Source organism: Metabacillus sp. 113a, from assembly GCF_050107635.1.
Lineage (GTDB): Bacteria > Bacillota > Bacilli > Bacillales > Bacillaceae > Metabacillus_B.
This window is the reverse complement of sequence record NZ_JBNILJ010000001.1, coordinates 363263-376545: the sequence shown is the minus strand read 5'-3', so window position 1 is coordinate 376545 and position 13283 is coordinate 363263. Positions and strand designations below refer to the sequence as shown.

At 45.3% G+C, this 13283-nt stretch carries 11 protein-coding genes, 1 other RNA gene and 1 riboswitch; all 12 genes read right to left on the bottom strand.

Translation table 11 applies throughout. The features are described 5' to 3' along the window. Positions 1-54: 54 nt before the first annotated feature. The 12 genes from ACQCVE_RS01940 to ACQCVE_RS01885 all read right to left on the bottom strand — a co-directional run bounded on the left by ACQCVE_RS01940 (position 55) and on the right by ACQCVE_RS01885 (position 13282). The gene (locus tag ACQCVE_RS01940) at positions 55-1374 is read right to left on the bottom strand and encodes a nucleobase:cation symporter-2 family protein (RefSeq protein WP_426861411.1); all 1320 of its coding nucleotides are present in this window, start codon (positions 1372-1374) and stop codon (positions 55-57) included. Continuing rightward, entirely contained in the window at positions 1371-1958 is a 588-nt protein-coding gene (locus tag ACQCVE_RS01935) for a xanthine phosphoribosyltransferase (RefSeq protein WP_426844060.1), read from the bottom strand. The genes ACQCVE_RS01940 and ACQCVE_RS01935 overlap by 4 nt, the downstream gene beginning before the upstream one ends. A gap of 182 nt (positions 1959-2140) precedes the next feature. Further along, positions 2141-2242: riboswitch (purine riboswitch) on the bottom strand. A gap of 99 nt (positions 2243-2341) precedes the next feature. Next, positions 2342-3847 carry a carboxypeptidase M32 gene (locus tag ACQCVE_RS01930; RefSeq protein ID WP_426861409.1) on the bottom strand — a complete coding sequence of 502 codons (1506 nt, stop codon included), beginning with the start codon at positions 3845-3847 and terminating at the stop codon, positions 2342-2344. Positions 3848-4099: 252 nt separating this feature from the next. Further along, a complete protein-coding gene (locus ACQCVE_RS01925) occupies positions 4100-6037 on the bottom strand; it encodes an ATP-dependent DNA helicase (RefSeq protein ID WP_426844058.1) in 1938 nt (645 codons plus the stop codon). A gap of 138 nt (positions 6038-6175) precedes the next feature. Beyond that, the gene (locus ACQCVE_RS01920) at positions 6176-6373 is read right to left on the bottom strand and encodes a hypothetical protein (protein ID WP_426844057.1); all 198 of its coding nucleotides are present in this window, start codon (positions 6371-6373) and stop codon (positions 6176-6178) included. Between the two features lie 57 nt (positions 6374-6430). Next, entirely contained in the window at positions 6431-7573 is a 1143-nt protein-coding gene (locus ACQCVE_RS01915; protein WP_426844056.1) for a THUMP domain-containing class I SAM-dependent RNA methyltransferase, read from the bottom strand. Positions 7574-7709: 136 nt separating this feature from the next. Further along, an RNA gene (gene rnpB, locus ACQCVE_RS01910) (RNase P RNA component class B) lies at positions 7710-8104 on the bottom strand. A gap of 97 nt (positions 8105-8201) precedes the next feature. Further along, positions 8202-8498 (bottom strand): cell division regulator GpsB, encoded by a 297-nt coding sequence (gene gpsB / locus ACQCVE_RS01905; protein ID WP_426844254.1) that lies wholly within the window; start codon positions 8496-8498, stop codon positions 8202-8204. A gap of 95 nt (positions 8499-8593) precedes the next feature. Next, a complete protein-coding gene (locus tag ACQCVE_RS01900) occupies positions 8594-9142 on the bottom strand; it encodes a DUF1273 domain-containing protein (protein ID WP_426844055.1) in 549 nt (182 codons plus the stop codon). A gap of 56 nt (positions 9143-9198) precedes the next feature. Continuing rightward, positions 9199-9423, bottom strand: coding sequence for a CotD family spore coat protein (locus ACQCVE_RS01895; RefSeq protein ID WP_426844054.1), 225 nt, complete (start codon positions 9421-9423; stop codon positions 9199-9201). A 321-nt stretch (positions 9424-9744) separates the two neighbouring features. Next, positions 9745-11031 carry a ribonuclease H-like domain-containing protein gene (locus ACQCVE_RS01890; protein ID WP_426861408.1) on the bottom strand — a complete coding sequence of 429 codons (1287 nt, stop codon included), beginning with the start codon at positions 11029-11031 and terminating at the stop codon, positions 9745-9747. Further along, positions 10982-13282, bottom strand: a complete 2301-nt coding sequence (locus tag ACQCVE_RS01885) for a DEAD/DEAH box helicase (RefSeq protein WP_426844253.1) — start codon at positions 13280-13282, stop codon at positions 10982-10984. Before ACQCVE_RS01885 ends, ACQCVE_RS01890 begins: the two co-directional genes overlap by 50 nt. Position 13283: the final 1 nt, after the last annotated feature.

Sequence of the window (13283 nt, the reverse complement as noted above, 5' to 3'; positions counted from 1 at the left end):
CATCGCTTAGCTTATTATCGTTCTTATTTAAAGCCGTCTCTTTGGTCATGAATATCACGAGACTCTGGTATTATCCATGCGGTTTGATTCAAACCGGCTTTTGCTTTTGTCATCAGGCCGCATATTCAGCAGCAAATTCAGTAAAATGGCGGCTGTACTTCCAGCCACAATCCCATTGCTAGTCAAGATTTTCACTGCTTCAGGCAGCTGGGCAAACATGTCCGGAACGGCTGTAACCCCCATGCCAATCCCGATTGAGCATGCAATGATCAATAGATTCTCCTGGGAAGTAAAATCAACTTGGGACAGCATTTTAATGCCGTAGGCAATGACCATTCCAAACATAGCGACCATCGCTCCTCCAAGGACAGGAGCTGGTATAACCGTAGTAAGCGCCGCAATTTTGGGGACTAGCCCGAGAAGGACCAGCATCATGGCGGCAGTAAAGATTACCTTTTTTGTCTTAATGCCTGAAAGCTGAATGAGGCCTACATTTTGAGAGTATGCCGTATAGGGAAATGCATTAAACACTGCGCCAAGGATATAAGCCGCTCCTTCTGCCCTGTATCCCCTGGCAAGATCCTTTTCACCGATTTTTTTCCCGCAAATATCTGCTACTGCCGCATACACTCCTGTTGATTCAATCATGCTGACGATTGCTACAAGAATCATCGTAAGGATGGGGGCCCATTCAAAGGATGGAGCTCCGAAGTAAAACGGCTTTATTCCGGACAGCCACGAAGCGTCCTGCACCGCCTGGAAATCAGCTTTTCCCATCCATGCACCCGCTATCGTTCCAGCGGCCAGGCCAATCAGAATGGAGATGGAACGGATAAACCCTTTTGTAAATTTGAACAAAAGGATGATGGAAAAAAGAACACCAAAGGCAAGCGCAAGGTTAGAAGCCGCACCAAAATCGCTGCTTCCCTCTCCCCCTGCCATGTTCCCCATCGCAACGGGAATCAGGGTGATTCCGATAATTGTTACAACAGAGCCAGTTACTACCGGCGGGAAAAACTTTGCGATTTTGCTGAAGACACCTGCCATCAAAAGAACAAAAAGTCCGGAAGCGAGAATAGCCCCGTATACAGAGGAGAGGCCGTATTCCGAGCCGATGGCAATCATCGGCCCTACCGCGGTAAAGGTGCAGCCGAGGACAACGGGCAGGCCGATTCCAAAAAACCTGTTCGTGTAAATCTGCAGCAAGGTCGCAGCCCCGCACATGAAAATATCGATGGATACGAGATAGGTCAGCTGCTCGCCATTTAACCCGAGAGAACTGCCGACGATGAGGGGAACAATCATCGCTCCTGCATACATGGCTAACACATGCTGAATCGCGAGGGAAGCCGTTTTTCCTGCCGTCAGTTTCATAGCGCCGCTTCCTCCTCTGCAAAGGATACCTTTCCGTTTTCAAGGGATTCAATACGAGCCAGTGATTCGACTCTGACGCCGCCCTCTCTCAAGGCTCTTCCCCCCTCCTGGAAAGCTTTTTCAATCACGATGCCAATCCCTGCAAGCTTGGCTCCTGCTAGTTCCGTGATCTGTGCCAGTCCTTTTGCTGCTTGTCCATTGGCCAGAAAATCATCGATAATCAACACACAATCCTTTTCATTCAAATGTGAACCGGAAACAGCGATCACGTTCTCTTCCTGTTTTGTAAAAGAATACACAGATGCTGTTAATAGCTGGTCAGTCAGAGTCAGGGACTTTCTTTTTCTTGCAAAAACAATGGGAACGCCAAGGTGTAAGCCTGCCATAACCGACGGTGCAATGCCGGATGATTCAAGGGTAACTATTTTGGTGATTCCTGCATCTTGAAACCGGTTTGCAAATTCCTTGCCGATCTCGTGCATCAGCAAAGGGTCAATTTGGTGATTTAAGAAGGAGTCTACCTTCAGAACCTGTTCGTTTAAAACAGTTCCATCCATTATGATTTTCTCTTTTAGCAGCTGCATGTGTAAAACTCCTTTTCCATTCATTTTGCCAACAGAACAAAGGCACTCGATGGATAATGAAGACCCGCCTGCCTTACACTTTTCCACCAGGTCCTCTTTGACGGTTTCCCGGGCATCAAAAAAGGCATCGCCTACTATGAAGTAAGCAATGCCTTTAGAGACCTGAATAAAATCCAGGCCGGTCCGCACTTAAGCTTACTCATAGTCAGATCGTTTGCGGCAATCCGGTAGAAACTTGCAGGCCATATTCCTGCGATTATATGAGTGCTGTTCTGTTTAAGTTAACTAGGATTATAGCATTGATTGCAGCTGTTGGAAAGATATCCGAACAAATTTATACTATCAAACTTAAATCGTTCGGATTTTTGATCATAAAACGACCATTATTGGATCGAATATAACGCAGTATATTTTTCTTTTAAATAATCAATCAGGTAGTCAGGATTGAGATTCTCTCCGGTTACTTCCCAAAGCAGGTCAAGAGGTTTCTTCGTTTTTCCGTACTGATGAATCCGGTTTGTAAGCCATGATAAAATCTGCTGCAGCTCTCCTTTTTCGATCAGTTCCTCGAGATTCGGCAAATCCCTCAGCATGGCTTGACGGATTTGTGCTGCATAGAGGAGACCCAGCGCATAGGAAGGAAAATATCCAAAGCTTCCTCCGGACCAGTGGACATCCTGAAGCACCCCTTTTGCATCATCCGGCGGAGTTACTCCGAGATACTCCTCATATTTTTTATTCCAGACTCCAGGCAGATCCGATACGGCAAGTGTTCCGTTAAACAGTTCTTTTTCAATCTCATAGCGGATCATAATATGAAGCGGATACGTCAGTTCATCCGCCTCAATCCGGATTAAAGAAGGCTTGGATTCATTTATAGCGAAATAAAAATCCTCCAGGGACACATGTTCAAGCTGCTCCGGAGAAAACTCTTTCAGCTTCGGGTAATATCTTTTCCAGAATCCAAAACTTCTTCCTACAAAATTCTCATAAAACAAGGATTGGGATTCGTGGATCCCGTAGGACGTCCCGCTGCAAAGAAGCGTTCCTTCCAGATCCGGGGAAATGTTTTGTTCATATAGGGCATGGCCGCATTCATGAATGGTTCCGAAAACCGCTGTCCGGAAATCATATTCATCATACTTTGTCGTCACCCGCACATCGTTTCGGTTAAGTGAAATCTGAAATGGATGAACCGTTTCATCCAGCCGCCCGGCAGAAAAATCATAGCCCAGCTCTTTCAGGAAAAATCCGCTGGCTTTCTTCTGCCCTTCAGCTGGAAAAGACTGAGACACAAACCCTGTGTCCGGCTGTTTATCCGCTGCTCCAATTTTTTGGACTAGCGGGACTATATTTTCCCGCAAGCTTTTAAATACCCGGTCCAGGACATCCGTCGTCATCCCCGGTTCATAAAAATCCAGCAGTGTATTATATGGAGTCCCCTCATAGCCCCAATACTGGAGAAATTTTTTGTTCATATCTACCAGTTTTTCTAAGTAGGGGGCAAATAGAAGAAAATCAGACGTCTCTTTAGCTGTTTCCCACACAGATTCAGCCTTTGTTTGAAGCATTACGTATTCTTCATATTCCTTTTCCGGAATTTTTTTGAATTTGTCATATTCTTTTTGCGACTGTTCCACAGCAGCCGCGGTTTTAATGGATAACCCCTGCTGATGGCTAAGCTCTTCAAGGAGTTCTTTCATTTCCGGGGAGGTTTTTAAGCGAAAGACCTCGGATGAGATCACCCCGATCGTTTTTGAGCGCTGATCTACTGCTTTTTTGGGCGCTCCTGTGCGTAAATCCCAGAACATGACGTTCAAGGCTTCATTGTAGCTCTCTATTTTCTGCAGCAGGTCGTAAAAACGGTTTTCAATACTGGTCCTCTCCACGTATGTAACCCCCTCTTTTATTGCGGGAAAATTCCCACTATCAGCTTAATCCAATGAAGAAACAGGTGTCAATCTATTCTTGGCGCTTGATTAAACAGTGAGAGAAGAAAACATTCACCTTCAGCTCGAAGCAATTCCCCCTCTACGCTATTTCTAACAAATGCAAAAAAAGCCCGGGAACGCTGTACGAGCAATCCCGGGCTTTTTTAGAGCGGTTTATAAATCCCTATAAGGGATGCCTTTACTCAGGCCTCAACTTATAGTCTCTTCTGTTACAGGGGCAACTGGTAAAACAGCCTGAACCGCTGAAAGGGTTTCTTGGCTTAATCCGCTGTCAATAAAGATCAGCGCAGTTCCTGAATCTGCTCCTGAGCGGATTAATCGGCCAAGTCCCTGGCGCAGCCTTAAAATCATATAGGGAAGATCCACCTGGCTGAATGGTTCTTTCGAATGATTCCGTTTGGAATTAAAAACCGGATCAGCCGGAGGGAATGGGAGCGACCATATGATCAGATTGGATAATGATTCACCGGGAACATCGAGTCCTTCCCAAAGATTGACCGCGCATAGTACAGAATGGGTTTCTCTTTGAAACTTTGAAACCGTTTCACTAATCTCCCGATCCCCCTCAAAATAAACAGGGAATTCAAACCCTTCCTGATCCATTTGAAGCCTGAACCAGTTCATTTCTTTGAATGAAGGGAAAAGAATGAGCGTTTTACCGGCAGCTTTGTTTAATGAAGCTTTTAGCTTTTCAAGCTTTGCTTCCTGTGTCTCAGTATGGCAGACAGACAGCTCCATCTGATTATCATAATCAAAGGGTGAGTCCACTGTAAAGGATAAGTAATCCGAAATTCCAAGACTGCTTGCCATGTAATCAAACGATTTCGCGCTTGATAGTGTAGCGGATGAAAAGATAACGGGCTTGTCGCTGCTGAATACTTTATCTTTTAAAACTTCTTCAACTGTTCTCGGCATAATTACCAGACAAAGATCGCCTTCCTGGCTTTCTGTCCAGGATACAGCATGGCCTCCTTTATTAAAAAGCTGAAAGGAGTATTCCATCTGCTCAAGCGTCTCCTCCGCAATTTTCAGTTCAAAAGGATCAATCGTATACAATTCCCCTTCAAAAACAAGTGCTTCTCCAATTTTTTCAAGGGCAGACTGAAGGCTCGCAGCTATTCGGCTAAGCTTCGGACCTGTCAGGATTTCATACCGGTCTGAGTCCTCTCCTTTAAGGGACGATTCTTCCAGCAGGCTGAAAAATTCATCATTGATCATTAGGGCCTCTTCCACTAAATTCGCAAATTCCTCCCGGATCTCATTTTGCAGAAGTCTTTCTAAACTTGCTTCCAGTGTGCTTTTTCTCACTCGGTATGTTAATGCTTTCTGGGCTGCGAATTCAAGAAGATGGCCTTCGTCAAAAACCACACTGCTGTGTTCAGGTAAAAAGGGCAGATGCCCTTCCCTCTTTCTGGATTCGGCGCTCCAAATATGCTCCATGTAAAAATCATGGGAGCAAATAATCAAATCCGCAGATTTACGGTAATGATCCCTTGAAAGGGTCAGACCGCAACGCTGACGCAATTCACAGCTCTGGCAGTCCTGAAAGGGGTCCCAGGAAATGCGCTTCCACTCATCATCCGATACTCCGGGGTAAAGCTTCCGGTCGCCATAAGGCGTATAACGCTGCATACCGCCTGGCTGATGAACAAAGTCAGGCAGCTCCTCATGGATCTGATCGAAGACTTCAACGTCTTCTTTCTTCACCGCTTCTTCAAGTTTTTTCACACATAAATACTGCTCCTGAGACTTGCTTAATCTAGCATCTACCGTTAAATCAAGGTGCCTGGAGATTTTACGGATATCGCCTTCCTCTTTAACAAGCTGCTCAATCAATGTCTCATCTGCACAGGCAATGACAGCAGGCTTTCCAGTATATCGGGCATAAGCAATGGTAAAAAGAAGATACACCAGGGTTTTCCCTGTACCGACTCCCGCTTCAGCGAATATGGTTTTCTTTTCTTTGAACGCTCTTTCCAGCTGAAATGCCATAAAAATCTGCTCATCTCTTAAGTCAAAGCCTTTTTCAGGCAGGATATCGTAAAAAACGTCTCCAATCCAGTTGGACAGTCCTTCATAGAATGTTTCGTCTTTGGAAATAGGAAAAGGCAATCGGGCAGTTGTCATGTATTTCACACCGTTCCTCAATATAAATTCAGATTTTTAATTTTATCATGATGCGGTTCAAGCTGCAATAGTTACGCAAGATAAAAAGAGGAACCATCATCCGGTTCCTCTTCTTTAACAAGAGCCTTGTCTTATTGCTCAACACCGATTATATAGTGTATGCATGATCAGCTTCTTTTCAACAGAGGAAGCATGGGCCATAGCCTGCAGCAGCTCTTCTTTCGCTATCCCGATTGACTGCATGCCAGCTGCCCCGCCCTCCTCCTGTCCGGAGAGCTGCTCATATGAACGATCGAGTGCTCTTGTAATTAATTGGAACTCTTCATTGCCCAGCATAAACGGCTCCTCCCCTTTTTGCACAGTTACTGCCAGTTTATGCAGGCGGGGCACTTTTTATACTCTCTTTGGGGGTCTTTGCCCCCAGAACTGATAATAATCCGTCCGGATAAAGCCATTAAAGAGCTTCCGCTTTTTCGTCGCTTTTTTTCCATAAAATTGTTCAAATTCAGGATGGGAGGTAAGCATGTATACAGACCATGTATCCAATGCCGCAAACGCCTGACCCATCTCCTTGTACATATGTTCGACCTGCTTCTTATCTCCAAGCCTCTCCCCGTAGGGCGGGTTCCCTACAATCACACCGTAATCAGAGGATGAAGTGAAATCACGGACCTGCATCTGCTTAAAATGGATAAGGTCAGCCATCCCGGCTTCCTCTGCATTTTCTTTAGCAATTTCGACCATTCTGTGATCAATGTCACTCCCGCGAATTTCAAGCTGCTGATCATAGCGGGCAAGATCTTCCGCTTCCATTCTGGCTTCATCCCATACACTTTTGCCGATCCAGCCCCACTTTTCTGAAGCGAAGTCACGATTAAACCCGGGTGCGATGTTTTGTCCGATCAGGGCAGCTTCAAGAGGAATGGTTCCTGAGCCGCAGAAAGGGTCTGCAAAAGGTTTATCAGGATTCCAGTTCGTCAGCATAACGAGAGCAGCTGCCAGCGTTTCTTTTATCGGCGCCTCTCCCTGGCCTACTCTAAATCCCCGGCGGTGAAGACCTGTGCCGGAAGTATCAAGGGTTAATGTACAAATATCTTTATGAAGCGCCACTTCAATTCGGTATAGCGGCCCTTTTTCTTCAAACCAGCCTGACTGGTTTTTATAATGCCTTTTTAAATTTTCAACAACCGCCTTTTTGACAATGCTCTGACAGTCCGGCACTGAGAAAAGTTTGGACTTTACAGACTTCCCGATTACAGGAAACTCAGCATCTTCCGGTATGTAATCTCCCCAGTTCAGGGATTTTGTCTTTTCAAAAAGCTCATCAAAGGTCTCCGCTTTAAATTCCCCGACTCTGATTTTAATCCGGTCGGCCGTTCTCAGCCATAAATTGGAGCGCGCTATCGCTTTTGCATCCCCTTTAAAAATCACTTTTCCATTTTCCGTTTCATATTCATATCCAAGAGTGCCCACTTCTTTTGCCACCAGGGATTCAAGGCCCATAGCGGAAGTAGCAATCAGGGTAACATCCTTCATTGTTCCAGCTCCCATTCCTTTGAAATGGCGGTCCCGTCCAGCCAGGGACCCGTTCATATTGTAACGAAAAAGCTCTCCTGTAACAAGGAGAGCCGAATCCATACATGATATAGTGGATAACTGTTACTAAATAACGTTCGATAAGCCATGTTTTGTTCCTTTGTACTGCAAACGGCTGTCACCTCGTACTCAGGCGGCAATCATCTATCTACAGAGGCCGTTGCCCCTGTCTTTCCCATTGTTCAGTTTCTCCGGGAAAATGCCCCTACCATTATTTGGGTTTCTCGCTCGAGGGGTTTACCGCGTTCCACTCCTGCAATTTCTTGCAGGACTACGTCACTGTGGCACTTTCAGAGTAGTAGAGCCATATTCCATGATGAAACTTAGGCTCGTTCCCCGCCGTTAGCCCAGTCTAGACCGGGCTACCCTGGCTTATGAATTCGCCAGGCACGAACACTACGGGCATCTCAGCACCGTGCGAGCATGGACTTTCCTCTGCAGCCCTGAAGACTGCAGCGATTACCTGAACGTTATTATTTAGTTAGCCGCTGTTAACAGCATAGTAAAGTATAACCGTTTTTACCCCGCAAAGCAATAGTTTGTTTTGGAAGGGAAGGAAATGTATGTATTAATCGTAAAGCTTGCTTCCAAAAACGTGCTTTTCCAGGTTTGAAAGTCTTTTTAAAATATCAAAGTTTGTTGTATTGCTTTGAGCCGGCTGTTTTTTGTAGGCTTCTTCCAGCTGTTTTTTCAGCCTGAGATTTTCCTGCTGCAGTTCTTCAATTTCCTGATGGAATGTTTCATAATCTTTAATGATAAGATCAAGGTATTTATCCACATCTTCTTGTCTATAGCCTCTTACAGAGGTTTTAAATTCTTTTTCAAGTATTTCCTTGGCAGTCAGCTTCACTTTGTCAGAAAGCATCTCTTTCACCCCGTTCGAAATGGTTACTTCATATTTTTTCAGAAATCCTTCCAATTGTCAATTTCCCCATAAGCGCATTTTTTTAAACAAATGCTTTATTCATCGTTTTGAAGTTCTTCGACAATCATCTGTAAATCAAAAAAAGAAAAGGCTCTAATGGTATATTCGTGCTGAGTGCTCATTTTCCGGGCGGTGTCGTATAAAAATTTTGGAGAACCCGGCTTTTCTTCGTCATAAATGAGCAGCAAACCATCGGTTTTTTGGATAATAAACTGATTTTTCAGGATGAACTGCTTCGGACTCTCATACGGACGCTTCGTGATGCTGTCTGTAAAATCGGCCTCCATCAGAATGCTTTCATACTGCTCTTTATTTGCAGGATTCCATTTCTCTTCCTGCCCCAGAAAGGGAGTCAGCACTGCGAGCTGCAGCTCAGGGTATTCAAGTCTCAGTTCAATAACCACTTCAGCAGCCCAAAGCTCAACACCTAATTGTCCGCTGATCACAACCCACTCCAGCCCTTCTTCAACAAGGACTCTTAATTCTTTTTCAATCAGTTTTTTTATGTAAAAGACAGCCGGATGGCTCTTTGAAAAAACGCCAATCTCATGAGGCTTATACCCCGTTACGGCAATGGTTTTCATATAATCACCTGCATGCATAAGTGAAGGAGCTGAGTCTTTCAGCTCCTTCCTGGTCTTTAGCGCGGTCCCGGGCCGCTGCAGTTAAAGTGCTGATGGGAAACTTGATTCTCAGCAGATTGCGTTTGCGGGTAATAGTGCAGATGCTGGTACATCTGGTGGTTAACAGTTGTAGTGTGCTGAGGATGAATATGGGGTACTGCCGTCGTAGAATAGGTATTTTGCACACAGCATTGAGTTGGGTGAATAATAGCTGGCATCATACAAGGTCTTCTTCCGAACATTTTCTCCACTCCTTATAGTGACTTATCTTGCTTTCCATACAAGTTATGCCAAAAGGAGGGTACATGTACTATTATAAACACCTATTTTTCTGTACAAATTAAAGGTATGCGTAAAACGTTTCCTTAAAAGCAGTAAAAACATACACCGTAATGATTAGCACGACAAAGAACAGGTAGAAAACACCTTTATGCATTTTTGCATTCTCCTAACAGATGATTGGCTTACAGTCATCTATTTTACATGGTTCAGCAAAAATCTACAATTACTGTTTAGACTTGTTCGAAAATGTCACAAAAACGTCAAAAATTTGGCGGAATTTCTCATTTCCTGCGCTTGCCCGGGGAATAATTCCCGAGTAATTTCCCTTCAATCCTCAGTTTCCTTTTGTTCAGGGCAGCCATTATGAGAGCACTTTTCTTGGCATTGCCAGGGTCTGTCACGTCATCTGCAGCAGTCATGGCCTCCTCTGTCCATTCTAGAGCTGTCTCCAATTCCCGGACAGTATGTTCAAAATACATGGCCAGCTGGACACAAGCTTCGGTTTTTAATTTCCCGGATCCTTTTGCTGAAATGTCTTTCCAAATGGAAGCAGCTTTCTCCCACTGTTTTTCTTTTTTTAGATGATCTGCCACTTTGAGCTTAGCTTCCAATGACCATTCAGATCCTTTTTCTGCAATGTCTTCATACTCGTTTAATGCGGTTTCTTTTTCTCCGGCATTTTCATACCATCTTGCCACTTCATACTGTTCTCCTTCATCCATGCTGCTCCGGGTGCCTGCACTTAAAAGTTTCCTTGATAGATGTGTATAAAGGGTAATCAATGTCAATACGTCCAGCTCGTTATGCTTCATAATGCCTTCCAGGACAGCTTCATCTCCGGTTTGGACGTAATGCTGGTAGATGATTGGCGCCAGATACCCCGGAACATCATCTTCTCGATAGATCCCGAGAATTTCTGATTCAACGTTAACCAGCTTCAGGGGATAATTTCGATGCTTCCAAAGCCTTCTTGAAGCATGGTATAAATCAAAATGGCCGAATGAAGGAAGCTCGGGGACCAGGTTGCGCAGCATCGTATGGCGTGTCTTAACCTGCGGCCAATCGAAGGATTTGCCATTATACGTTACAAGCGTAGAAATATCTGCGCAGCCCAGGAAGCTTTTATAAAAAGCAGCCTCGTTCCCCGGTTTAGGCAGTAAATGCTGTCGGACGATCACTCCCGTTTCCGTAAAGGACGCATGTCCGAGGAGGAAAATCATGTTCCCCGTTCCCCCGCCAAGTCCTGTCGTCTCCGTATCAAAAAAGAATAAGTCCTCAGGCCGGTGTCCTGCAGCGGAAAGAGGATGGTTCAGCTTGCTTTTATTCCATTCTCTAACAGCTTCTGCACAATCCTCTAACCGGTAAATCCCGTGGAGGTGATCCAGTGGATAAACCACTTCCCGTAGAAGGCAAAAATCGTCTCCGTATCTGACTGCCTTAAATGGTGAACCTTCCCCCTCTGAACCGGTTTTGGGACGGTCAGTGCTTACTTCCGTCATTTGAACCCCGGCTGCGGATTCAGTTACTATATGGTTCTTCAAACGGTTCAGTTTGTTTTTTATCGACATGCGTTTCCCTCAATTCATTTAAAAGAATGAGTGTATCCCGTTTTTGGGATTCCATGCTTCCATCGGTTCCAATGCACGATGGACAGCCCTGTTCGCAGGGACAGCCAGTGATTAAATCATAGCTCTCGGCCACTAGACTGCTGAATTGCTCATAAATTTTTTTAGAGAGCCCTACACCTCCCGGATACCGGTCATACAAAAATACAGTTGGACGCTCATTATGGGAGGCCTTTACCTGTGGTACAACATAGAGATCGGAAGGATCGCACATCACTTTTAAAGGAGCAATATGCCGAAATACATTCGCCATCCCCATGAGTGCCTCTTCCACGCGATCTTCACCCCAGTCGTTCTCCTCCGTCTCCAGGCTGATCCACGCCGCGTTCGTATGCAAAATTTCTTCTGGCAGTGAAATCGGTCCTGAACCAATATTCTCGTGGGTATCAAATTTAATCTTTTTAAAAATAGTCGCCATCGCCTGAACAGCAACATCGCCAAAGCCTGTCTGGAACCGGGCGGTGCGGCTCTCCAAATCCGTTTCCAGCACTTTGAGCTGCACGGCCAGGTTTGCATCTGTATAGTAATCGGTTTTCACTTCGCGTACGAATGCCTTTTTTTCATCCCAATCCAGAAACTCTACCTGGAAGGTAATCCCTTGATGAAGATAAATCGCTTCGTCATGAAGAAGCGTCATTGCACTGAACCGGTCCATTTCACCGATTACCTTTACTGCAGAAAGGTCCGATTGGTCAATGATCACAACGTTTTCCTGGGATGCCGAACGAAGGGATATGTTGTGAGCAGGGAAGGATGCATTCATCCAATGATAGTGCCCTCTGTTCCGGACAAGCACCTGTTCCTCTGCCAGGAATTCAAGAATTTCGGTAATATCTGCCTCGCCATAGGTTTCCTGCTCACCGAAAGGAAGCTCAAAAGCTGCACATTTGATATGGTCGACGAGCACAATTAAATTATCTGGGTCGATAACTGCCGTTTCAGGATTTTGATTGAAAAAGTAATCCGGGTTCTGAATAATATACTGATCAAGAGGATTTGAGCTTGCTACCATTACAATGAAAGCCTCTCCGTGACGTCTTCCCGCTCTCCCGGCCTGCTGCCATGCACTGGCGATCGTTCCGGGATATCCTGTCATTATGCACGTCTGCAGCTGGCCGATGTCGACTCCAAGCTCCAGCGCATTTGTGCTGACTACTCCAATCACATCTCCTGTTCTCAGGCCTTTTTCAATCTCCCTTCGCTGCTGCGGCAAATATCCTCCCCTGTAACCCCTGATCGTTTTGGGGCCGAGCTTCTTTTTGATCAGCTCCTGAAGATAGGTCAGAATGATTTCAACCCTTACCCGGCTCCGGGCAAACACAATCGTCTGGATCCCATTGCTTAAAAACCGGCCGGCCAGGTCCCTCACTTCCAGAGTAGCACTTTTCCTGATATTCATTGCTTTGTTGACAATAGGAGGATTATAAAATACAAAATGCTTTTTGCCGGCAGGGGCCCCGTTATTGTCAATCAGCTTCATGCCCGCCCCGGTAAGCCGCTCCCCCAGCTCTTTCGGATTCGCAATAGTAGCCGAAGTGCAGATAAATACCGGTTCGCTTCCGTAATATTTGCATATCCTGAGGAGTCTGCGGATGACATTGGCTACGTGGCTGCCGAAAATCCCCCTGTACGTATGAAGCTCATCGATGACGATGTATTTTAAATTCTCGAACAAGGATACCCATTTTGTATGATGAGGCAGAATAGCCGAATGAAGCATATCCGGATTGGTCATGACGATGTGCCCGGCCTTCCTTATAGCCTGCCTGATTGCAGGCGATGTGTCTCCATCATAGGTATAGGAATTGATGGATACGCCCATCGCTTCAATAAGTTCGTTTAACTCGCTCTTTTGATCCTGGGCTAATGCTTTTGTAGGGAATAAATACAATGCCCGGCTTTCGGGGTTTTCCATTACGGTCTGGAGAACAGGAAGATTATAGCAGAGCGTTTTCCCAGAGGCTGTAGGTGTAACAGCAACAAAACTTTGATGGCTTTTAGCTGTTTCATAAGCTGTTTTTTGATGCGTATATAGCTTATGGATGCCTCGTTCACCGAGGGCTTCCTTTAGCTTAGGGTGGAGATGTTCAGGCATTTCTGCCATTTTAGCCTCACGCGGTTCAATCGTCTTCCAATGGACAATTTTCTCCTTATAAGCTTCATCATGCTTCAGCAAATCGATCAGCTGATCCATA